Source organism: Verrucomicrobiia bacterium (genome assembly GCA_036405135.1).
Classification (GTDB): domain Bacteria; phylum Verrucomicrobiota; class Verrucomicrobiia; order Limisphaerales; family JAEYXS01; genus JAEYXS01.
Genome location: DASWYF010000048.1, coordinates 204,506 through 227,659 on the forward strand (window position 1 = coordinate 204,506; position 23,154 = coordinate 227,659).

Sequence of the window (23,154 nt, forward strand, 5' to 3'; positions counted from 1 at the left end):
TTACTGAAATAACTTTCACTGAAAGCCCGCCCTTGTGGCGGGCTTTTCCGTTTTAACGCACAGCTGCATTGCCGATCGCCGTCGGCGCCAAAGCGATCCGCCCCACCCGTCGCAAACGGCGGCACAATTCCAATTCACCGACATTCGGCTTCAGCGGCAGTCCTGCCACAGCACGCCATGCAGCGCGGCGCACAAAGATCGCCTGTTCACCCAACACACGACGGAATTGCAGACGTGTCCAGCAGCGCCAGCTGCCGGAATTGCCACCGCGCTTCCAGCAGCCACCGCCTACCACAGTAGGATCATGGAGGCAGCTTAAGATCGCCTCGCAAGCTTTGGCGTCCAATTGCGTGTCCGGATGCAGGAAGAGCAGCACATCTCCATTAGCAGCTTCCGCTCCCGCCTGCATCTGCTTGCCCCAGACCGCTTCACTGCGGATCACGCGGACACCGGCGATTTCAGATGCGGGGGCAGATTTGCTGCCGTCGGCCACCATGATGATCTCCGTGATGGCTGGACAGGATTTCAAAGCCGCCAATGTTTCTGCGGAGAGTACACGCTCATTGGTCAAAGGGATGATGGCCGAGAGGCTCTTCGGCGGTGCTTCGTTCGCCACAAGTCTCATGCGTCGGCGCTCGAGCAAGAAGGAGATGCCTCCCCCAAGAGCCCAAACCACATAGACCGTCAAGGTGAGCAGGGAGGCGGCGATGGCTTCCGCTTCCTTCACGCCGTAAAATCCGAAGAGCAACATCGCCGCGCCTTCACGCACGCCCGCACCTGCGACTGTGACGGGCATCGTCGCAGCGAAACCGATGGCCGGGAAGGTCCACGCCAATTTCAGCCATGGTATCGGTTCGCTGGCCACCGCTTGCAGAGAGCATGCCATCACACCACAGAAACAGACCTGCAAGATGAAGGCGAAGAGCACGCCGCGCAGCAATGCTTGCGGATTCTTGCGCCATTGAACGGCGGCTTCTTCGAGAGATGTAGCAGTGCGGCCGAGAAATGACTCACGTTGACGCCGTCGCCACCACCACGCGATCAAGCCGAGAATCAAAACGGTCATTGCCACCCAAGGCCAGGCGGGCCAGTTCATGGTGAAGCGATGGAGCTGTTCGCCACCATCTGCTATCAGAGCCAGTACGATGCCCGCGATGGCGAGCAAAACCGAACCGCCCACGCCCAGCAGGCGATCGACAAACGAGGCGGCTACCACATGGGGCAAAGGCTGATGGAACCAGCGGGAATATAGACCCGTCTTGATGACATCACCCCCTGCGGGCCCGAGCAGAAGCGCGTTGAAAAAGTTGCCTATGAAGGCGAAACGGAACGTGGCTCCGAGATGCACCACGGCACCGGTAGATTTCAGCATCGCATGCCAGCGCAGCGCGGCAAACATCGTAGCAAGCGCGAAACAGCCAAAAGCCATCAGCAGCCAGCCCGGCTTGGTGTGGCTGAGCACTTTAGAAAGCTCACCCGCATCCAGCCGGCGGACCACGAGCCAGAACACCAGCGCGGAGACGCAAACACCCAAAAGGCGTTTGGCCACGATGGCGGCAGTGGAGGATGCTTGCGGTTGTTGCTGCACGACTCGGCAAGCATAGAACCAATCTGCCCTTTGGGAAAGGCCCCGTTGCAGATTGGATATATTTGCAGAAACTTGCCTGCAACGGGTTTCTGGCGTATGGCTTTTGGTGTTGCCAAACCAATCTGACCAACCCTTATCCATATCTATGAAGCGTTTCTTGCGAACGACCATGGTTCTTGTCGCCGTTTGTCTGGCCACCACGGTCCAGGCGGCTGATGACCAAAAACTCGAACTCAAAGACGGCAAGGTGAAGACCGGCGAAGGCGTCGGCGAGGAACTGGCCGGCTATGACGAAGGCGAAGGCCGCATTTTCTTCTATGCCCCCGCCGGGGTGGAGTTCACGTTCAAGGTGGCCGAAGAAGGTGAACACAAGCTGGTGATAAAGGCTTCCTGCGATGCCGCACAGAATGAAAATGCCAAGTTCAAGCTCACCGTGAACGGCAAGGAAGATGAGAAGGAAACCACCCTCAAGAACACCGAGGCAGAAGAGGTGACGGTCACCGTGAAGCTCAAGGCAGGTGAAAACAAAGTGAAGATCTTTTTCACCAACGATGCTTATAAAGAGGGCGAGTACGACCGCAACATGTACATCCATGCGGTCACCGTGAAGGCCAAAAAGTAACCGGCCATTTCATCAGTTTCACTGGCAGACGGGCAACCGTCTGCCTTTCTTTTTGATCCATCACGTTGCTGAACGTGTTGGGTGTTTGTATTGAGACTTGGGGCGATTACGTTTAGAACGGTGCAGGCACAGACATGAGCGGACCGGCCAAAATCTTGTGGATCTCCTGCGTGGGTGAGAAAGGCGGCGCCGAGGTTTACATGAACAACCTTCTGCGGCGGCTGGATCGTACCCGCTTCGAGCCGCATGTGGCCTTGCTGCGTCCCGGTCCGTTGGCAGATGAATTGAAGGCGATGGATGTGCGCGTGCATGAGTTCAAGGCGCATCGCATGCGGGAGGTTTGGAAGATCGTCCAGACCATTGATGAGCTCATCCGTTTGATCCAAAGGGAGGAGATCGATCTCGTGCACAGCAATGGGTTCAGGGCGCATGTCTACGGCGGTGTGGCCGCATTTCAGGCGAAGGTTCCTGAATGCTGGCTGGTTCACACCGCTGAAGCCCCTCATTGGAGTACTTGGGCCATCCAGCAGATCCCCACCACGCATGTGCAAGGGAACTGTCACCGCACGGTGGATTATTTTGTGGAACGGGATTTTCCGACGGCGTTGCTCTGGCCGAGCGTGGATGTGGAGGAGCTCCAGCAGCAGACCTCCCGTAACGATCTGGCCGGGAAATTCTCCATTCCGGGGAACACACGCTGGCTGGTGATGGCGGCGCGTTTGCAACGCTACAAAGGCCACGCCTACTTTTTGAAATCACTGGCTACTTTGCCGGAGGATGTACATGGAATCATCCTCGGCGGCAGCCTGTTCGGCATGGAGCCGGAGTACCGGCGCGAGCTCGAGTACACCGTCGCTGATCTGGAGATATCTTCGCGCGTGCATTTCACCGGTTTCGTGACGGACGCAGAATTGCACGGGTTTCTGGCCCAGGCGGAGCTGGTGGTGCATCCCGCGCTGGATGAAGATTTCGGGCTTTCCGTGGCGGAAGCACAAGCCTTGGGAAGGCCGGTCATCGCCTTCGCCGCCCATGGACCGGCGGCCATCATCGAGGATGAAGTAACGGGCAGGCTGGTGCCGGTGGGTGACCAGAAGGGGCTGGAACACGCCCTCCAGGATGCGCTGGTTTCACCCGTGCTCATGAGGCAATGGGGGAAAGCTGCCGGCATGCGGACAAAGGAGCGGTTTTCCTCATCCTCTGCAGTGGCGCAGCTGCAGAACATTTACGCGGCTTGTCTCAGGCTCAGTTCAAGTCCAGAATGAACTCGCATGCCTGAGCCGCGCCGAACCGAGCCTTCCCGTTTCCGCTTCCGCAAGAAGGAGCGGGAGGTGGAGGGGCTCAGCGTCTCATTGAAGGAGCGCCTGCTCGGACTGCTGCAATCCGACCCGGTCGTGAACGGCGTGGTGGCATTGGCCATCACGGTAGGCTTTTTCCACGGCTGGTTGAAGATCAGGTTTCCCGGACCGGCCACCACATTTTTTTTTGACGCGCTTCTGTGCGTGGCGCTGGTGTTGACTTATTTCAAACAAGGACGGAATGAGAGTTTCATGCCTGAAGGGCCAGTGGGGAATGCATTGAAGATGTTCTATCTGGTTTGTTTCATATACCTGCTTTTGCCAATGGGTGTGCCGGCCATCATCGGCCTGGCGGCCATGCGAGGATGGTGTTTTGCCACCTTGATGTTTTGCCTAGGATACAAGCTGACAAAATCGGTCCGCCAGGTGAAAAGCTATTTCTACGTGCTTATCATCCTGGGGCTGGTCACAGCCGTTTACGGTCTCCAGCAAACACCCCAGGAGGTGGACCATGAGATGGAGGAGAACCCACTTTTTGCCGAGCGTTACCAGTTCACTTATTATCACACGAGCAAGGGCCGCCAGTTGCGGATATTCTCCACCTTCGTGTCTTCCGGCGCGTTCGCCGGCACCATGGCTTATGTGGCGATCTTTGCCTTGGCGATGGCCACGGACAAGAAGACCGGAAAAACCGAACGTATTCTGCTTTTTCTGGTCACGGCTCCGATCGCTTACGCGATGTTGAAGAGCGGAGCCCGCAGCGCACTCATCAGTTTTGCCATCGGATTTGCAGTCATCGCGTGGTACCGAAGAAATCTGATGAACCTGGTCGTGCTGCCCCTGGCCGTCGTGCTGGTACTCAAGCTGGTGGCATTGCATACGGGCGGTTCGGCGACGGAGAGGTTTCAAAGTTTGCTGAAATTCGAGGAGGTGTACTACCGCATCAGCATCCCGACATCGGTGGGATGGCGTCATATGAGTGATGATAACTGGTTTGGGGGAGGGATTGGACGCAGTGGGCATAGTGTGCCCATGTTTCTTGCACAGAAAGTGAAATTTCGGGATTACTGGCCCGCGGATGGCGATTTGGGTCGTCTCATGATTGAGATGGGTGTCATCGGGCTCATCGCTTTCGGCACTGTGATGTACCGGTCTTTGCGGCTGGTTTACAACAGCTTGGAGACATTGCGCGATACGGAAGTTTCCACGGTGAGCCTGGCCAGCGGAGGATGTGTGGTCATGGCCATCATAACCATTCCGTCCGGGTCACCTTTTCTCGGCATTCCCATGGGTGCTTTGGTCTGGTTTTTTGTAGGCACATTGCAAAAGCTAACTGCCGAGTATGAGAAAGGGACGCTGGAAGGGGTCGCTATGGATCCAGAACCCGGGCCAGACCGTTCCAAGATATTTCGGAACCGCCGATTTGTTCGCAAATGAGCACCCGCACTGGTCACTATCGACGCCAGATCGCCTTGGTGGTCCATGATTTTTCCCGCGGTTTCGGGCATGGCCGCTATTGTGTGGAGCTGGCCCGGCATCTGCAGCCGTTGCATGATATCCACATCTTCGCGAATCATTTTGGTGTGCCATGCGAGCCGGGCTGGACATTCCAGAAGGTGCCTGCTGTGCGGCGTTCGGCCTTGCTCACTATTTTTACTTTTCTCTCTCAGGCGGAGAAGCGTCTCGCCCGGAGAAAATTTGATCTCATCCATTCCCAAGGGGTGACTTGCTGGCGGGCGGATGTGATCACCGCGCACCTGTGCAATGCCGCACGCGTAGAAAAAGATGCGTTGCGCTCACCCAAGGAGCGTTTGTTCGATACTCTGACCGGTCAGTTGGAAACGGAGTTTTACCGGCGTAACCGGGACGCGCGCTGGATCGCCGTCTCGGGACAGACGGCCAATGAATTGCTAACGGAGCATGAGCCAGTCCACCCCGTGCCAGTGATCTATCATGGCGTGGATACGGAGCTGTTCCATCCCTTGGGCAGCCGCACCGCCAAAGCAGCTTTGCGCGATCGGCTTGGATTGCCGGTGGATCGCTGGCTGTGGCTGTTCGTGGGCGAGGCGAGCAAGGGGCTGCTGCCCGCACTCCAAGCGTTGCGACAGTTTCCGAAGGCCACGCTGCTGGTGATCTCCCGCTCATCGGCCGCAGAGTGGCTGGGCAAAGCGGCTGGCATCGGCGTGCTGCCTCAAGTGCTCTGGCCGGGACCGCAGACTTTCCTGACGCCGTTCTACCAGTCGGCGGATGTGTTCGTGTACCCCTCCGAGTATGATGCGTTCGGCATGGTGGTGGCGGAGGCGATGAGTTCAGGCTTGCCCGTGATCACGACCCGCAAAATAGGTGCAGCTGAGTGGATCCGACATGGGGAGAACGGGCTGCTGGGGCCCATCTCGGAGCCGGAAGCATTGAATGCGCAATTGCGGCAGATCGATCGCCTGCCAGACCGCGGTGCACAACTGGGTGAGAACGCCCGGGATACAGCCAGCCGATATTCCTGGAAGCGCTGTGCTGAAGCAACGTTACGGGTGTATGAACAGACATGGAAACCGCTGAACCATTGATCCCCCGCACTGCTTTGTTGGTGCATGGCGGCGCGTCAAGCGTCGAAGCCATCCGTGCGTGCGGTCTTGCGCAAGGATTGCCGGCGGACCGGCTGTTATTCCTCTACCGGGAGGGCAATCGCGCGGAAACATATGCGCGCTGGGAGAAGGCCATAGCGCATTGGAAGCCGGACTTGCTCTACCTTTTGAACACGGCCATGCCCGGTTGTGCCCTCGCCTTGAAGTTGCGCTGGTTGAAGGGGGTGCCCTATCTGCTCGATACTGGGGATGTCATCTATGAGATGGCTCAAAGCGCAGGCACGACGCCTTGGTGGAAAATCCCGGCGCTGGGCGTGATCGAGGAACTGACGCAAGCGAGTGCGGCCGGGATCATCGTGCGCGGCAGCAAGCATCGCGAACATTTGTCGCAAGCGGGCTACGCCAAGGTGCATCTGATTCGGGATGGCTGTTCACCGGCGGCAAGCCCTTCGCCAGAAGCCGTTTTGCAGCTTAAAAAACAATTGAGGCTGGATGCGCCGTTGATCGTCGGTTTGATGGGATCGCTCACGTTCAGTCCCTCGCTTCAAATCTGTTATGGCTGGGATATGGTGGAAGCACTGGCGCAATTACCGGAAGGCCGTGTGCAATGTGTGATCATAGGTGACGGCAACGGCCGAACATGGCTGGAGGAAAAGGCGAGGCGCCTGGGGGTGTGGTCGCGCATCCGTTTCTGTGGACGCATCCCGTATGAGCAGGTGCCGCTGTATCTCCGCGTATTAGATGTGGCGCTCTCCACGCAGACGAACAATCTCGCGGGGCAAGTGCGCACCACCGGCAAGCTGCCGGAGTACATGGCGGCAGGCTGTTACATCCTGGCTAGCCGCGTGGGTGATGCCGAGGTGCTGCTGCCGCGCGGGATGACCCTGGAATATCACGGAGCCGTGGATTCGCACTATCCTGCAAGGCTGGCGGCTCGCATCCAGGAATTGCTCGCTCATCCGGAGCAATTGCAGGAACGGGAAACATTACCTGCCTTGGCGCAGCGATTCTGTTCCTACGACCGCCTGGCGGGTCAGTTCAAGGAAGTCCTGAAGCAGGCCGTCAAAGCAAGCGGCCGATGAGGATCAGTTGCAAGATGGTGACGGCGATGAGTAATGCCCAGGTGAACAGCTCGCGCCAGGCCAGATTCTGGCGCTTCGCATCCGCGAGCCAGCACTGAAGTTTTACCGAGCCGATCTCGATCACATCGCCATTGCGCAGACGGGTTTGCTGGATGGCTTCGCCGTTGACGCGGGTCATCGCCCCTTCGTGGCCGGTCAGGATGAAGCCTTGCTCCAGATCTAACACCACTTCCGCATGTTTGTCCCAAACACCGGCTTTTTCCAGCCGGATGCCGGCACTGGGGGCACGGCCTATGGCGACAGGAAAATAAGCGACTTCCCAGACAGTATTCTGCGGACTCCCGGCGATGGCGCGGAACTGCAGCATCCGGTCAAATATTGGTCTTGGGAACGAAGATGATGTCACCAGGGTAAACCGGCAGATCCAGCTTGGGATCTTTCTGCGCTTTCTTGCAGTCGATGATAAATTTCCGGCCATCCACGCGGGTCAGCTCCACCCTTCTTTCGGCGGCATAGTCAGTGAATCCGCCAGCTGTGGCGATGGCCTTCAAAACGGTGTGCTGGCCGGAATGGACATAACGGTTGTTGATCTTCACTTCTCCGTTCACCCAGAAGAAACGGTCTTCAGCCTTCACAGTCACCACGAGATTGCGATACAGCTTGGGCACATAGGCAGCCTGGATGTCTGTTTGCAGTTCGCCCACGGTTTTGCCCACTGCCTTGATGGAGCCGATGTGTTTCAAGGTGATGGAGCCGTCGTCCTTGATGCGTTCCTCATGCAGGCTGAGGTCGGGAGCGCCTTGGAAGGTGATGGTGACCAGATCATTGATGCGCAGTTTGTCATCAACCGGGGGCTTGCTTGCTTCTGCCTGATTGGCAGCGTTACTGGAGGTGCTGCCCGTGGTGGCGCAACCGGCGGTGATCATCCCCAAGACCAGCAACATCGCCCAAACGATTCTCCCACTGGAAAAAAACTTAACCATATACTTCATAGACAGATGTTATATCCGTTCGTTGCAAGGAAGAATCAATATTTTTGCTTCACGGAAGCCTTTTCATCTTCACTCTTCTTCGGTGCGGGAGATTTGGATGGCTCTTTTTCTTCCATGGAATCCTCCGAGCGTGCGTAGTGATTGTAGTGATAACCGCTGTGGTAATAGTAGTAAGAATCGGATGAAAGATTGATGTTGTTCAACACCACGCCCAGCAGGTTGCCGCCCACCTTGTCGATGGTCAGTTTGGCGCGGACGGTCATCGGCTGGGGATACTTGCGGTATTGGACCACAAGCAGTGTCATTTCCATCATGCTGACAAGGATGGAAGCATCGCTGACGCCCAGGATCGGCGGCGCGTCGAAGAAAACGAAGTCATAGCGTTGCTTGATGTCATTCACGAAATCCTTCATCTGCGGGGAATTCAGGATGCCCATGGCGCTGGCGGGCAGCCGTCCGCTGGGCAGGAAGTCGAGGTTCTTGATCGGGGTCTTTTGGATCGCTTCCTCCAGCGTGCGCTGGCCGAGCAGGAAGCTGGTGAGGCCGATGCTGTTGGAGACATTGAATGCCTTATGCAGGCTGGGACGGCGGAGATCCGTATCTACGAGCAGGATGCGATGTCCGTTCTGCGCGAAAATGGTGGCGATGTTCATGATGGTGGTGGATTTGCCTTCACCGGCACCGCCGGAGACCACTGTGATCGTGTTCAAACGCTCGTCTTTACGGCCGAAGAGGACGTTCGTGCGGAGGACGCGATATGCTTCGGCATGAGGACTGTCCTCTCCTTCTTCGAAGATAGGGCCAACATTTTGCGGGATGACCCCGACGACGGGCGCCTGCAAGGCCAGCTCCACGTCGTCAATCGTCTTCATGCTGGTATCGAGATACTCGACGAAGAACGCGAGGCCGACACCCACGACAAAGCCTACCACGATACCCAAGGCGATGTTCAGCGGGATGTTCGGACGATAGGGTTTCAATGCTGCCTTGGCTTCATCGACTGTTTCCACCATGGAGAGACGGGGCAGATCGCGCTCGAATTTCTCCTGGCGGCCACGCACGTCCCACACCCGTACCATTTCCATGGCATTGTCCAGTTCCCGCTTCTTGGCGGCATAAGGGGCGATCTTGGATTGTTTGGCCTGATCACTGGCCACGGCATTTTTGACCTGTTGCTCCAAAGTATCCAATTGTGCCTTGGAACTGGCGACTTGAGCCTGCAACGCCTTCATGGTCGCCGAGACCGTGGTGTCGACAAGCTCCTTGTTCTTCGCGAGAGCCGCATCCAGCTTCAGCACGTCCGGATGTTCTGCGGTCAGCTCTTTGAGCAGCTTGGCCCGTTCCTGGTCCAGCTGGTTGCCGGTCTTGATCAATTCGTTCAGAGCATCGTTATATTGCAGTTGTAATAATGCGGTCGGAAGTTTGGCTGGCTCCACCGTCTTCAACTCATCCAGGCGCGTACGGCGCTCTTCATAAACGGCTGAAACCGCGATACGTTCGCGGTCAAACTGGCGGAGTGATTCCGTATCCAACGTCTGGATGGTGGGGCTGTCACCCATGAAATCGGTGATGCCGGCCTCCTTGCGCAAGCTCTCCACTTCGCCTTGGAGCCGTTTCACATCATTATCAAGGGCCGCTTTCTCTTCCTGATACTTCTTGATGCCGCTTTCGGCGTAGTTCAGCACACGATCCTGGCGGATGGCGCGATAGACCTCCACGATTTTGTTGGCGATATCGGCCGCTTCCTTGCGGTCTTCGCTGATGACGCCGATCTCGATGATGCTGGTGTTGCGGACATTGCGGACACGCAGGCGTTTGCTCAGGACGCCATAAGTCTCGGCAGTTTCGAGCTGACGTTCCATGCCAAACCGTTTTGACCAACGCTCATTGAGCAGCAAATCTTTGTCTTCGATCACCTTGTTCAACACTTCAGTGGACTGGATGCGCTCGAACTGCGTCTGAATGTAAAAAAGGTCGAAGCCCATCTGCATCTGGCGACCAAGGAGACCCGGAGCATCGGTGACGTCCTTGTCCACTGCGATGCGGGCAGTGCTCATGTAGGTTTTCGGCATCCAGAAGGTGATGACCGTGGTGGTGGTCACAACCAGCAGGAAAATCACCATGATGAGGACTTTGCGGACGCGCAGAATGCGCCAGTAGTCCAGAAAGTGGAGTTGGGCTTCGCTTTCCTTCAGCGTCGGGAGAGTCGGCGGGTTGGGTACGGCTTCCATAATTGCGGAATAAAAAGGGGGAGGCTGGCGTGACACCAGCCTCCCCCTGACGTTAAATCAAGTTTTAGTAAGTGGCACGGATACCGATGTAAACGCGGTTACGTGTGTAACTGCGGTTGCCGGCCGTGACGTTGGAGTCCAAACGGTCATAATTGTAACCGGTCTCGGCCGAGAGGAAGTTGTTGATCTCGTAAGAGAGATTCAGACCCACGGCAAAGAAATTGTCGCTCGACCCGTCTTCAGGACCTTCGCTGAAGCGGGAATATTGGTATTGGCCAATCACGCTGGCGATCAGTCTCGGAGTGATGCGATGATTGACACTACCATACAAGGCGTAGGCCTGCTGGTCCAAGGAATTGTTCACATCCGTGGAGGAGCGGTTGACGCGGGCACCTACCATGACGTAGCTGCCGTCTCCGTAGCTGTAATTGCCGCTGATATCCACATACGGACTGAGTGCGCTGCTGCTTACGCCGACAACGGCATTAGGATATTCGGTATAGGTGCCACCCACACGGAAGGAACCTAAAAACTGACGGCTGAAGCTGTGATCTGCACCCACGTAGAGCGAGTGGGAGATGCTGTTGCGCGTATCGGCGGCCACCGGTCCGGGAGGAACTGGAGGTGTGATCTGGTCATCAGCATTGTAATCAGTGATGTTCAGCGTGTAGCCGAAGATGCCGGTGGTCGGCTCGGAAATCATCCAGCGGGAGTTCAACATCACCTGATGCTCCATGCGGTCCAAGCGCGCAGAGAGGGAGTCCAGGCCTTCCTGTTCGTAATCGTAAAAAGAGTTCTGGTAGCCGAACTCAAAGCCGAGCAGACGGGTGACATCAATGCCGAAAACGAAGCCCGCGATGTTGCGGATGTTATCACCCTCGGAACGCAGCGGGCGGGTCAGCGTGGCCGGGTCCAGCAATTGCGGTTCTTGGGCGATCGCGAAACTTTCGTTCAACTCAAGGCGGGCCCGTTCGGAGAAGTTGTGAGTCAGACGGCCCTGGAAAATGTGGCTGTGGTCCGCGCTGTCCTCCACGCGGTCCTCGAAATAGCGCATGCTGTAGGTGTAGCTGGCGTTGATTGAGGTCTGATCGCCCGGATTCAGGTTCAGGCTGGCAGACGGGCTCAGTTCGAACCCTAAGCTGTCCCGGGCCGGAGCCACGCCCGCGCCGACCGGATTGGAAGGTGCCGTAGCATAGTTATCATCGTAGAAACCACGCAACTTGGCGGAGACGTTCCAAGGTTTCTCTTGGGCTTGAGCGGTTTGCGCCATCGCAAAACCAGCGGCAAGCATGCCGGTTACAGCCAGAATTCGTTTTGTCATATCAGCAACTTCCCTAGTAGCGTATGCCTTCCACCCTCTTCAAGTGGACTAGGCAGCTTTTGATTTCTAACCCTGTTCCCTCAAATGTCAACTTTTTAGAGGTTACAGTGCGGTGTCATTTTACGTACTCAGCCGGTATCCTTTGCCCCCAAACGGCTCTATTTCTTGAAATACAGCTCCGCGATGTTCCAAAATAGCCTGTTATTATGCTGAACCGTCGGGCGCAAGTTCGCCACATCCGCCCGGATGGCAGAAAATGCCTGCATGGCGGTCAGGTAGATCAACGGTGCCTGCTCGGCCATGATCACCTGCACTTCGTCCGTATACTTTTTTCGTTCGGCATAATCCAAGGTCTTCAATTGCAGGTTCATCAGTTCGTCAATGCGCGCCTCCCATTCCGTGGAAGGCGTCTTCTGCCGGGGATACCACTGATGACTGAAACCACTGGAACGCAACACGTTAAGGCTCTCTACCGGGTCCGGTGAGGTGCTTGCCAGGCCGAGGAATATGCACTCATAGTCGAAGTTGGCGTCCAGCTTGGAGACGAGGGTGTTGAAGTCCAGCGGGCGGTAATTCACCTTGATACCCAGCCGCTTCATATCCTCTTGGACGATGACCGAGCCTTTTTCCCGGCGGCTGTTCCCGGCGTTCGTATTCATTTCAAACTCTACCGGATTGCCCGCCTCATCTTCCAAAAAGCCGTCCCCATTCCGGTCTTTGATACCGATTTCGGCCAGCAATTGCCTGGCTTTGTTCAGGTCATACTCCTGTTTCGGGATGCTGGGATTGTACCATTTCGTGTTGGAATCCGCCCAAAAGCCCCAATGCGGCTTGCCCAGACCGTTCAAGGACGACTTCACGATGCTTTGACGGTCAATGGCGTGGGAGACTGCCTGACGGAACTTGGTATTGCGAAACCACTTGAGCTTGTGCGGAGCTACATAGGGCTTGCCGGAGTTGTTCGCGCCAGGGTTCTGGTTGAAGCTGATGAGGTCCAACTGGGAGGCGACACCGAGCTCGATGAGTTTGAACTTGCCGGAGGCAGCTTCCGCCTTGAAGCGCATCGCCTCTTCCGGCCGCACGAACTCCTGCACGTCACAATCACCCTTCAAGAAACGTAACGAGATGGCGTTCTGATCCGGCACCACCATGTGGACGACCGTATCGAAGTAAGGGAGCTGCTGCCCTTTCTTATCCACCACGAAGTAATATGGGTTCCGCTCCAGCATGGTGAATTCCGCCGCCTTGGCTTGCTTGAGCTTGTAGGGACCGCTGCAGACGAGCTTCTCCGGTGGTGTGTTCACACCGTAGGAAGCCTCGAAATTCTTTGGATCCTTCTTCACCAGCTCACCCAGCACATGTTTGGGCAGGATGCGGACATCGCCGAAGAACTCGGCGAACGGCGCGAAGATATCCGGGGTCACCACTTTGATCGTGAGGTCATCTACTTTGCTGACCGCAAAATCTCTCCCATCGATCCGCATCTGATCGACGACCACATTGACGATCGCCTTGTTATAGATCACGTCATTGAATGTGAAGAGGACGTCATCGGCCGTGATCGGATGACCATCGGACCACTTCAAGCCTTTGCGCAGGCGGATGGTCCAAGTCTTCTTGTCCTCCGCCACGCTCCACTCGGCGGCCAGGGCAGGGTGAACTTCTTGCGTCGCGTGGTTCTTCTCGATCAAGCCCACGAACATCATCTCATACACATCGCGTGAGGATGTCTCGTTGGCCGTGATGGGGTTGAAGGTCTTGGGGTCGGAGAAATTTGCGATGATGAAGCGGCCGCCCCGGATGCCTGGCTCGCAATCGGAGATGTAGGGTTCTTCGATGGGAGGCTGGCCCGCAGGTGCAACGGGTGAGCCGGATGGACTCGCCGTCGATGCACCGTTTTTATTTCCGTCCCCACAGCCGCCCAGCAGGGCTGCTCCGCCTGCCAGTGCCGCTGTCCCGATGAATTTTCTCCGGGTGAATCGTTTCATGAATCGATCAATCACTTCATTTTTTCTGGAAATAGAGCTCTTCCACGTTCCACGTCACGCGATAGGAACTGAGCACCGTGGGTTTCAGGCCGGCCAGCTTGCTATCCACGGCAGTATAATTGTACTGGTTGGCCAGATAAATGAAAGGCGCTTCCCGGGCGAGGATCACCTGCACTTCGTCAAAGGCTTCCTTGCGCTTGGCCTCATCCAGCGTGGTGCCTTGGGTGTTCATCAGCTCATCCAGCTTGGCTTCCCACTCAAACGAGGGCTTCGACTGGCGCGGGAACCAGAAGTGGGTGAAGCCGTCGGATTTCACCACGTTTGAATTCGCTATCGGATCCGAAGCGCCACCGCCAAGTCCCAGATACATGCACTCATAGTCGTAAGAGTTCTGGATCTTGTCCACGAGCGCATTGAAATCGATGGGGCGGTAGTTGACCTTGCAGCCCAAGCGTTTCAGATCTTCCTGCACCAGCACGGAGATGCGTTCGCGCAGGTTGTTGCCTGCATTCGTGTTCATCTCGAATTCCAGCACTTTGCCATCGCGATCTTCCAAAATGCCGTCGTTGTTGCGGTCTTCGAAACCGATCTCCTTGAGCAAGGCCTTCGCCTTGGGTATGTCATAAGGATACTTGGCGGTATTGGGATTGTGCCATTTCTTGATGACGGGCGAGACGAAGCCGAAATGCACTTCACCGCGGCCTGAGAAGGCGCCTTTGACGATGCTGTCGCGGTCGATGGCGTGGGCGATGGCCTGGCGGAATTTCGTATCGCGGAACCATTTCAATTTGTGCGGGGCCACATAGGGTTTGCCGGAGTTCGTATTGCTGCCGGTGTTCAGGTTGAACCAGATGAAAGACTTTTCCGGGCCGATGCCAAGCTCCAGCAGTTTGAATTTCCCTTTGTCAGCCGCTTCTTTGAAGCGGTTATATTCATCCGGGCGCACGAACTCATGCACATGAGTCTCCCCGGCCAGCATGCGCAAGGACATGGCGTTCATATCCGGCGTGCTCATATACACGACCTCATCCAGATAGGGCAGGCGTTGGCCTTTGGAATCCGTGTTCGGGAAATAAGGATTCCGCTCCAGCAAGACGAGCTGGCCGGGTTTGAAATCCTTGAGCTTATACGGGCCGCTGCACACCAGATCTTTGGCCGGGGTGTTGATGCCGAGGGCCGATTCAAACTTCACGTTACCGTCTTTGTCCGGCTTGGTGAATTCTTCCAGCTTGTGCTTGGGTAGAATGGGGACGCCACCAGCGGCGAACTCGAGGAAAGGCGGATACACTTCCGGCGTCACGATCTTGACCGTCAGGTCGTCCACCTTGGTCACGACAAAGGGTTTGCCGTGCATCATGAACATGTCGCGGGTGACGTTGTTGATCTTGGGATTGAAAATGATGTCATTCCAGGTGAACACCACGTCATCAGCGGTCAGCGGTTTGCCATCGCTCCATTTGAGGTTCTTGCGCAAGACGATGGTCCATGTCTTTTGGTCTTCGGCCGCCGTGCAAGATTCGGCCATGCCCGGCACCGCTTTTTGCGTACGCCAGTCAAAGCCCATCACGCCGACATACAATAGCCGGATGATGTCCGTGGAGGACTGTTCGTTCTCGGTAATGGGATTGAAGGTCTTGGGATCGCCGACGGTGGCGACGATGAGACGGCCGCCGCGGATGCCCGGCTCGCAATCGGATAACAAGGCGGGTTCGGGTAAAGGAAAGCCGTCGTCCTTAGCCAGTTTGTCACCGGCAGTAGCAGCACCGCCACTGCCGCTTCCACTGGAAGCGTTATTGCCTGATTCCGATTTCTTCCCACAACCGCCGAAAACCAAGGCGGCTGCTGCCATGACACCGAAAAGAACTTTGGGCTGCAACATGAGGGCAATTTTCCACGGATGCCGGAAAAGTCCAAGCCTAACCGGACGAAGGAGTTTCAAGTTTTCAGTGGTCAATTTTTCAGCCGGTTGCACCGGAGGCCAAAAGTTTTGTGTTTCTGGTTTTGAGTTTCGGGTTGGGAACTGACCGCGGAGGCGCTGAGAACACGGATTTCAAGAATGAAGAAAGGAACGAACTCTGAGCCTAAGTCTTGTCCCGCTGAAAACTGAACACTGAAAACTGGAAACTCCTTCGTCCCCTTTTCCCGTGACAACTGGAACTTCCTTAGCACACTACGCGCCGAATGTTGCCGTCGTTCTTAACGACATTTTTGTTCGCGATGTCTGCCGTCTCCGGCGCCCGGGCCACCAAGGTCATGGGCGGCACGGAGGCGAATTTTTGGCGTCTTTCGTTGGCCACATCGTTACTCGCCGTTTTTGCCTTTATCTGGGGTAAAGGCTTTGAAGGCGGCGGGTTTTACATCCTCTTCATCAGCGGTTGCATCGGGTTCGGTTTAGGAGATCTGGCTTTGTTCCAAGCGTATCCGCGTATCGGCTCGCGCTTGACGATGGTGCTGGTGCAGACGCTCGCAGCCCCCATGGCGGCGATCACCGAATGGCTCTGGTTGGACCACGCCATCACGGGGCAGCAGATGATTTGTGGCGCGATCATCCTGACGGGTGTGGCCATCGCGCTCGCACCGCAGGAACATCTGCACATCCCCAAAAAGGTGCTGGTGACGGGTGTGATCTTCGGCCTTATCGCCGCGTATGGTCAGGGCTTCGGAGCGGTATTGAGCCGCAAGGCATATGCCGTCATCGAGGCGTCTGGCAATCATATCGATGGCATCACCGCCGCGTTTCAACGAATCGTCGGGGGCGTGCTCGTTTCCGGCATTTTCGTATTAGTAGTGAAGCGCCGTGAAATCATGGCGCAACTGCCCGGAGCCAAGCATCCTGAAGACCTTCCTGCCGTGAATCCTGATCGCTGGCGCAAGGGCTGGTATTGGATGGTGCTCAACGGACTCGCCGGTCCTACGCTCGGCGTGAGCTGCTATCAATGGGCTTTGCTCAATAACGGCACGGGTGTGGTCATGCCCATCGTGGCTTTAACTCCTCTGGCGGTGATCCCCTTCGCGTATTTCATCGAGGGCGAACGGCCTTCCAAGCGGTCATTGGTCGGTGGCGTGATCGCCGTGATCGGAGCGGTGGCGCTGACGATGGTGACGGTGCGGTAGGGAGTTCTTGGACCGCGGCGGCTTGCCCCGATGCAGTGTCGGGTGCCTCAAGCTCCAGCCGCAGTGCTAGAAAACGGCTGAATCCGCTGCAGAATATTTTGACGCCTTCTTTTGGATCGGGCCCGCTGTGACTGGTTTTTGGGGGAAACACAGTCGCGGTCCAAAAATCCCGGCGAGTCCGGCAAGTTCAGTATTTATCCAATGCAGGATAATAATCACTGAACGCCTCGTCTGCTCCACCCATGGCGACGACTTTTCCAAGATGCGTTGAGACACCCAATCCATGCTCCTCATCCCACTTGCAACTGAACTGAAAACCCAACCGGGTTAAGCCGTCTTTTTGGTTGGACATGATATGCACAGTATTGAGCTTGATGAGACGCAACAATTCTTCGTGATTGGAAATTTCAGGCATATTTTCCGGTCTTGGGAAATCTCCGTAGCATTCCCTCAAACGCGGATAGTCGGCGAATATAGCCTGCAAGACCGTTTCGCGAAGTTGCGTTTGATCTCTTAAGAGATGCTGGAAGGTGGCCAGTTGCTCCGCACCGGGTGGAATTGCTTCTTGCTTTGACCTTGAATCGACAGACAGGACAAAATCTCCGCCCAACACGATAAAGCGGCGCCACGCAGGCAACGTCACTTCTCCTTCCCAAACATAGCCCGTCCAAACCAGCTCTGGAAAAGGCGGCAAACTGATTGAAGGACGCTCTTTGTTCATTAGTAATGATGGGCCGCGATTGGTTCAGGTGTTCAATTCCAAGGCCAGAATCTCCGCACCAGCCAGAAAAGTACGATGGCTCCTACGCCAAAACCCAAGGACCATCCTCCATGATGATTTAGCTGTGCGATAAGTTCCGCTTTTTCCGGTGGCAACTGGGAAGCTTTCCACAGGGCGGCACCACCCAATACTATCGCCACTCCCGCGAAGAGGAATAGGATCGCGACGAATTCGGTAGGGGTGGGTGGTTTGATTTTAGGGCGCATTATGACAGCCAGAGGTCAACCAAGTTCTCCGTCCTCGTAATGATAATGCTCCTGCTGTGCGGCGCTGAAGCGGCCGATAAATTCCGAGGTGTGCTGCTCTTCGCGTTCCGGTTTGAACCAGCCTTTCTCCACCGCCACATCGTAGACACCAACATCCAATGGATACGCCGTCAACGTGCCCGTCAGTTTATGCTTTCTGATCCACGTTTCCGCCAGCTCCCGTTGTGTGAAAACTCCCGAAGGGAATCGGCTCTTAGCCCCATTAAACACCCATACTTCATTCATGATTTTTACAGCTCAAAACATCTTCATCTGCCGGTCCGGCCCGTAGCGTTCTTCTTTCAGTTCCTGAGTGCCGCTGGCGATCTTTTTTACGAAGGCATTCCGCTTCTCTTCAGAGTCCAGTTCAATGGTGAGTTGATGTCCGGCCACATTCATCTCGGTGAAGAAGTGACTTAACGCATCGCGGTCCTTGTCCTTCTCATCGATGACAAAGATGGTGGGTTCTTCCTTAGTGCGGAAGTGTTCGCAGAGGTTGGCGATGATCTCCTGGCGCTTGGGCAGGGGGAGGTTCGCTGTGTTGTCACAATAGAGCCGATGGCCGAACTCCATGGTGCGCTCCATCTCGAGACGCACTTCGGCATCAGTATATATCAGTTCATCGCCTCGGCCTTGGATGCGAATGGTATAACGCATGTGTCTCCTGACCTTTGAACCGGTGTCTGATAGAATGAAGTCAGAATGAGGAGAGACTTTCAAGTTCTCAGTGTTCCATTGCTCCAGCGGGCGATAAATATCGCCAAGACACAGCTCTCCAAGGGTTGGTATCTCATCCGTCCTTGGGAGGATTCTGGATCAGGCCGCACAGGGGAAAAGTTGGCTCTTGAGTTCCGGCGGAAGCGGCGTTTAATGGTGCTTACGGGGTCCCTAAAGCAAGTACAACCACGGCGTGTGAAGATTGGCGGCAACGTCAAGCTGCGCAAATGCTTGCAAAGTGGTCCCTGAATTGCTACTAACCAGCCTGAGAATTATGCCTTCCTTTACCTACGTTGCGCGTGATGCGAACAGCGGCCGGGAGATACGCAGCAGTCTCGATGCGTCTTCCGAGCAGGCGGCGATAGCCGCGTTGCTGAACCGTAACATGCTGGTCATCAGCATCACCGAGAAAACCCGGAAAGGCAAAACGGCCGGCGGCTCCGTAGGTCTTGCGGACGTGGTGATGTTCACCCGCCAGCTCGCCACGATGATTGATGCCGGTCTTGCAATGGTGCAATCCCTCCAGGCACTCGCCGAGCAGACCTCCAACAAGGTGATGCGTGATATCATCAAAGATGTATGCACCCGGGTGGAAGGCGGCGATAACTTCTCCGAAGCGCTCAAGAAGCATCCCAAGGCCTTTGACCGCCTGTTCGTCTCCATGGTGGACGCCGGTGAAAAGGGCGGTTTGCTCGCTGAAATTTTGTCCCGTGTGGCGACTTTCTTGGAAAATCGCCAGCGCATGAACAAGAAGATCAAGTCGGCGATGATGTACCCGACGATCGTGAGTCTGGTGGCCGTGGGCATCACGGTGTTCTTGCTGGTAAAGGTCGTACCGGTGTTCGGTGAGATCTTCAGCGGCTTCGGCGCGAAACTGCCGGCTCCGACACAATTTGTCATCGATCTGAGCGAGTTCATCCAGCAATGGTTCCTCGTCATCGGTCTGGCGGTAGGTGCGATTGTTTATGGCTGGTTCTGGTATATCAAGACCCCGCCGGGTCGTGCTTTCTGGGATCGTACGCGTATCAAGCTGCCGGTCTTCGGTCACATCGCTCATAAGATCGTTTTGGCCCGTTTCACCCGTACGTTCGCCTCGTTGATCCGTTCCGGTGTGCCGATTTTGGAGGTATTGAACATTGTGGCGAACACCGCCGGTCACGTGCAGATGGAAAAAGCCATCCGCACCGCCGCCTCAGACATTGAGCGCGGCGAGGGCATCTCGACTGCTTTGGGCAAGCATCCCATCTTCCCGACGATGATCATCCGCATGATGACGGCCGGTGAGCAGACCGGCAAGATCGACCAGATGCTTGAGCGTGTGGCCGACTTTTTGGATGAAGAGATCGAAGTGATTTTGGCCGGCTTGACCTCCCTGATCGAGCCTTTGCTCATCGTGGTGCTGGGGGTGCTGATCGGCGGTCTGGTGATCGCGATGTTCATGCCCATCTTCAAGATGAGCGACATCATCAATCCTCCAGGCAAGTAAACCCGGCTAAAATACGGCAATTTTAATCAAGGGAACGGGCTTGCTGGCCCGTTCTTCCTTTTTTACCCTGTCTCTTGCATGGCGAAAGTGCTCCTGGTCGACGACGAAATGACGATGGTCCAGATGGTGACGGAAATGCTCCGCGCCGAGGGCCACGACGTTCACCCCTTCACCAATGGCAACGCTGCCCTCGAGGCGCTTGCCGAGGTGGCCCCTGAGCTCGTCATCACCGACCTCTATCTGGATAACACCCGCGCTCACGGTTTGGAGATACTGAAGAAAGCACGTTCTCTAAACCCACCCGCGAGCGTCATCATGATCACCGGCTTCGGCAGCATCGATACGGCTGTGGAAGCGATGAAGCTGGGGGCTTACGATTATCTTGAGAAGCCCTTCAAGCTGGATGAACTGCGCCTCTGCATCCAACGCGCCCTCTCCTACAATCAGGCGATCTCCGAGAACGTCTATCTGCGCAAGCAGCTCAAGAAGAAGTACCAGTTCAACCAGATCATCGGCAATTCGGACAAGATGCAGGGCGTGTTCAAGATGGTGGAACGCGTGGCCTCTACCGACAGCACGGTGTTGATCTTGGGTGAGAGTGGCACAGGCAAAGAGCTTGTGGCCCGCGCATTGCATTTTAATAGCACGCGCCAGTTCGCCCCGTTCATCCCGATCAATTGCAGTGCGTTGCCGGAGAACTTGCTCGAGTCCGAACTGTTCGGTCATCGCAAGGGTGCCTTCACCGGAGCTATCAATGACAAGGTGGGCCTCTTTATGGAAGCGGATGGCGGCACGATCTTCCTCGATGAGATCGGCTCCATGTCCCCGACATTGCAAAGCCGCCTGCTGCGGGTGCTTCAAGAAAAAGAAGTGCGTCGTGTAGGCGATAACGCGCCCGTGTATGTGAATGTGCGTGTGGTCGCGGCGACGAATGAGCCTCTCGAAAAAAAGATCAAGGACGGCACGTTCCGTGAAGATCTCTATTACCGCCTGAACGTCATCTCCATCCAGTTACCGAGCTTGCGGGAGCGTCAGGATGACATCCCGCTGCTCGTTGGGCATTTCCTGCGTCAGAAAGTTTCTCCGCGCACGGGCAATGTGCTGCGGCTCACACGCAAGGCGATGTCCGCCCTCATAGCCCATCAATGGCCGGGCAACGTGCGCGAGTTGGAAAATGCCATCGAACGCGCCTCGGCCCTTTGCGAAGGCGATACGATCGTGCTCGATGATTTGCCGCCGCAACTGCACAAACTGGGTGATCCTAACGAACCAGAGGATGTCAGAGATGAAGCGCACCTGGCCAAAGTGAACGTGCCAGAAGGTGGCAACCAGCTTCCGGGCCGTTCCGTCGGTCCTTCAGGGGGCGCTCTGTCGACGCCTGCGCCGGTTCCTGCGGCGGCGAACATCCCCGGCTCTTTCAATCCTTTGAAAAACTTCCTGCGCGAGCAGGAAGTGGCCTATCTCCAGCGTGTCCTGGCCTTCACAGGCAACGATAAGGAGAAAGCCGCGGAACTGCTCGGAGTCAGCCTCGCCACGCTCTACCGCAAGCTCGCGGAAGCGGAAGAAGTCGCTTAAGAGCGTTCCTAGAGCCATTCAGGCGGCTTCGGAACTCATTTGGCCCATTACATTTTCTCCGGTTGTGTTTGCCCTTCGTCAGGCGTAGAACGGATTCACGGTTGTCGTATCCAACCCAAACCGTCCACGGTCTATGAAAACGCGCACTCGCTTCTATGGTTGTCTTTTGTTGCTGATATTCTTGGCGCTGGTTTCTGTACCCGCTGCCCGTGCCACCGGCTCGCCTCTTGCTGGAACGTGGCGGGTCATCCTGTTCAGCACGCCTTCGAGCGTTACTATGTTCAAGGACGGCAATGGACGCGTCACCGGTATCAACCAAGGGGCTACGTTTGAATATGGCTCGGGCCGAGTGACGGTTGATTCCAGTGGGAATTTTACCGGCACTTTCTCCTCCAATGGCGAAACACCGGAAAACCTGACCGGCACCATGGCCTTTACCAGCCACGGCAAGGTCACCGTCAGCGTCACTGGAGATACGGAAGCTCCCATTGCAGCCAGCATCAACGCCTCACTGGATTTCATGATCTCCCACCGCTCCCTAGGCGATGTCCATGATGCCATGTTCTTTTTGAAAGAACCCGCCGCTGTGAACGCAAACGATCTCGAAGGCGGCTGGCTCGGTTTCGGTTTTGAGACACCTTCCGAGATCAAATCCCTTCCTTCGAACCAACCTGCCACGAGCGTCACCGGACTCGATAAATTTAGCGCCTTTCCTGGAAATCTGACCGTAGGCAGTTCGGGAACTTTCGCTGGTTTTCTAGATGGAGCGTTCACTGGCAGTTATTCGAGTTATTCCAACGGTGAATTGAGCCTGAACATCAATGCCGATGAGGAAGGGCCTTTCACGGAAACTTTTTCCATCAACGCCAGCAAAACCGTCATGATGCAGATCAAACATCACGCGGATAATAAATCCAACGAACTGCTGGTGTTTGTGCGCCAACCCTCCGCCACACCCGATGAAGGCGACATGGTGGGCCATTGGAAACTGGGTTTTCTGGGCGCTCCCGGCGTGATGACGCCGATAATGAACAGCGGCTTCGTGGTGGATCTGAATGGGAAAAATGAATTCGAGATCGCTGCGGAGAAAATGACGTTCGGTCAGGACGGTGCGTTCACCGCCCAATTCGTTGACGGCCCGGAAACTGGCACCATCACTTCGGTCAGCACTGCTGGCAGCATAGACCTGTTCTTCCTCCAGGAGTTCGAGACGGCCACCGTCCAGTTGAGTTCCTCGTTAGACATTTTTTTCGCCCTCTCCGATGAGTCAACCCATCAAGAGATGATCTTCGGTGTGAAGAGCCCGCCTCCGAATGGCACGCCCGAAGAATCCGGACTCATATTCTTTTACGACGGTTCCCAGTTCCAAATTTACTGGGCCGCCCAAGCCGATCGCTTACTGCAAGAAAGCACCGACCTGGTGACTTGGACCAATGTGCCGGACACTCAGGGCACGGGCACTTATACCCCGGCGAACGGCGGCAACAAATACTACCGTATCGCCACTTCGCCGCAATAAGGGCAGAGCGGCAGGA

Annotated in this window: 20 protein-coding genes; 9 read left to right on the forward strand and 11 right to left on the reverse strand. The window is 56.1% G+C overall.

What is annotated here, in order from left to right; genetic code table 11:
• Positions 1 to 52: 52 nt before the first annotated feature.
• Complete coding sequence (locus tag VGH19_22680) at positions 53 to 1,588, reverse strand: lysylphosphatidylglycerol synthase domain-containing protein (protein ID HEY1174189.1); 1,536 nt, start codon at positions 1,586 to 1,588, stop codon at positions 53 to 55.
• A 145-nt stretch (positions 1,589 to 1,733) separates the two neighbouring features.
• On the opposite strand from VGH19_22680, the gene VGH19_22685 reads away from it, so the two are divergent.
• From VGH19_22685 to VGH19_22705, 5 genes are all read left to right on the forward strand, one after another.
• The gene (locus VGH19_22685; protein ID HEY1174190.1) at positions 1,734 to 2,210 is read left to right on the forward strand and encodes a carbohydrate-binding domain-containing protein; all 477 of its coding nucleotides are present in this window, start codon (positions 1,734 to 1,736) and stop codon (positions 2,208 to 2,210) included.
• Positions 2,211 to 2,344: 134 nt separating this feature from the next.
• The gene (locus tag VGH19_22690; GenBank protein HEY1174191.1) at positions 2,345 to 3,472 is read left to right on the forward strand and encodes a glycosyltransferase family 4 protein; all 1,128 of its coding nucleotides are present in this window, start codon (positions 2,345 to 2,347) and stop codon (positions 3,470 to 3,472) included.
• 6 nt (positions 3,473 to 3,478) lie between these two features.
• Positions 3,479 to 4,942 (forward strand): hypothetical protein, encoded by a 1,464-nt coding sequence (locus VGH19_22695; protein HEY1174192.1) that lies wholly within the window; start codon positions 3,479 to 3,481, stop codon positions 4,940 to 4,942.
• Positions 4,939 to 6,069 carry a glycosyltransferase family 4 protein gene (locus tag VGH19_22700; GenBank protein ID HEY1174193.1) on the forward strand — a complete coding sequence of 377 codons (1,131 nt, stop codon included), beginning with the start codon at positions 4,939 to 4,941 and terminating at the stop codon, positions 6,067 to 6,069. Before VGH19_22695 ends, VGH19_22700 begins: the two co-directional genes overlap by 4 nt.
• Entirely contained in the window at positions 6,048 to 7,169 is a 1,122-nt protein-coding gene (locus VGH19_22705) for a glycosyltransferase (protein HEY1174194.1), read from the forward strand. Before VGH19_22700 ends, VGH19_22705 begins: the two co-directional genes overlap by 22 nt.
• On the opposite strand, the gene VGH19_22710 is transcribed toward VGH19_22705, so the two are convergent.
• From VGH19_22710 to VGH19_22735, 6 genes are all read right to left on the reverse strand, one after another.
• Complete coding sequence (locus tag VGH19_22710) at positions 7,150 to 7,536, reverse strand: FHA domain-containing protein (protein ID HEY1174195.1); 387 nt, start codon at positions 7,534 to 7,536, stop codon at positions 7,150 to 7,152. The two genes, VGH19_22705 and VGH19_22710, sit on opposite strands and share 20 nt — an antisense overlap.
• A 4-nt stretch (positions 7,537 to 7,540) precedes the next feature.
• Positions 7,541 to 8,161, reverse strand: coding sequence for a polysaccharide biosynthesis/export family protein (locus VGH19_22715; GenBank protein HEY1174196.1), 621 nt, complete (start codon positions 8,159 to 8,161; stop codon positions 7,541 to 7,543).
• A gap of 35 nt (positions 8,162 to 8,196) precedes the next feature.
• Positions 8,197 to 10,392 carry a polysaccharide biosynthesis tyrosine autokinase gene (locus VGH19_22720; GenBank protein HEY1174197.1) on the reverse strand — a complete coding sequence of 732 codons (2,196 nt, stop codon included), beginning with the start codon at positions 10,390 to 10,392 and terminating at the stop codon, positions 8,197 to 8,199.
• Between the two features lie 64 nt (positions 10,393 to 10,456).
• Positions 10,457 to 11,713 carry an outer membrane beta-barrel protein gene (locus VGH19_22725; GenBank protein ID HEY1174198.1) on the reverse strand — a complete coding sequence of 419 codons (1,257 nt, stop codon included), beginning with the start codon at positions 11,711 to 11,713 and terminating at the stop codon, positions 10,457 to 10,459.
• Between the two features lie 158 nt (positions 11,714 to 11,871).
• Positions 11,872 to 13,701: an ABC transporter substrate-binding protein gene (locus VGH19_22730; GenBank protein HEY1174199.1), complete on the reverse strand. Its 1,830-nt coding sequence runs from the start codon at positions 13,699 to 13,701 to the stop codon at positions 11,872 to 11,874.
• Between the two features lie 16 nt (positions 13,702 to 13,717).
• On the reverse strand, positions 13,718 to 15,580 hold the full coding sequence (locus tag VGH19_22735) for an ABC transporter substrate-binding protein (GenBank protein HEY1174200.1): 1,863 nt from the start codon (positions 15,578 to 15,580) through the stop codon (positions 13,718 to 13,720).
• 302 nt (positions 15,581 to 15,882) lie between these two features.
• Between VGH19_22735 and VGH19_22740 the strand changes: the two genes are divergently transcribed.
• The gene (locus tag VGH19_22740; GenBank protein HEY1174201.1) at positions 15,883 to 16,815 is read left to right on the forward strand and encodes a DMT family transporter; all 933 of its coding nucleotides are present in this window, start codon (positions 15,883 to 15,885) and stop codon (positions 16,813 to 16,815) included.
• 187 nt (positions 16,816 to 17,002) lie between these two features.
• Here VGH19_22740 and VGH19_22745 read toward each other — a convergent pair whose 3' ends face one another.
• The 4 genes from VGH19_22745 to VGH19_22760 are packed head-to-tail and all read right to left on the reverse strand — an operon-like array spanning position 17,003 to position 18,498.
• Positions 17,003 to 17,536, reverse strand: a complete 534-nt coding sequence (locus tag VGH19_22745) for a hypothetical protein (GenBank protein HEY1174202.1) — start codon at positions 17,534 to 17,536, stop codon at positions 17,003 to 17,005.
• A gap of 32 nt (positions 17,537 to 17,568) precedes the next feature.
• The gene (locus VGH19_22750; GenBank protein HEY1174203.1) at positions 17,569 to 17,802 is read right to left on the reverse strand and encodes a hypothetical protein; all 234 of its coding nucleotides are present in this window, start codon (positions 17,800 to 17,802) and stop codon (positions 17,569 to 17,571) included.
• Between the two features lie 15 nt (positions 17,803 to 17,817).
• Positions 17,818 to 18,087, reverse strand: coding sequence for a hypothetical protein (locus VGH19_22755; protein HEY1174204.1), 270 nt, complete (start codon positions 18,085 to 18,087; stop codon positions 17,818 to 17,820).
• Between the two features lie 12 nt (positions 18,088 to 18,099).
• Positions 18,100 to 18,498: a hypothetical protein gene (locus tag VGH19_22760; protein ID HEY1174205.1), complete on the reverse strand. Its 399-nt coding sequence runs from the start codon at positions 18,496 to 18,498 to the stop codon at positions 18,100 to 18,102.
• A 334-nt stretch (positions 18,499 to 18,832) separates the two neighbouring features.
• On the opposite strand from VGH19_22760, the gene VGH19_22765 reads away from it, so the two are divergent.
• The 3 genes from VGH19_22765 (at position 18,833) to VGH19_22775 (ending at position 23,138) form a co-directional block, all read left to right on the forward strand.
• Positions 18,833 to 20,044: a type II secretion system F family protein gene (locus VGH19_22765; GenBank protein ID HEY1174206.1), complete on the forward strand. Its 1,212-nt coding sequence runs from the start codon at positions 18,833 to 18,835 to the stop codon at positions 20,042 to 20,044.
• Positions 20,045 to 20,122: 78 nt separating this feature from the next.
• Complete coding sequence (locus tag VGH19_22770; protein ID HEY1174207.1) at positions 20,123 to 21,619, forward strand: sigma-54 dependent transcriptional regulator; 1,497 nt, start codon at positions 20,123 to 20,125, stop codon at positions 21,617 to 21,619.
• Positions 21,620 to 21,752: 133 nt separating this feature from the next.
• A complete protein-coding gene (locus VGH19_22775) occupies positions 21,753 to 23,138 on the forward strand; it encodes a hypothetical protein (protein ID HEY1174208.1) in 1,386 nt (461 codons plus the stop codon).
• Positions 23,139 to 23,154 lie beyond the last annotated feature (16 nt).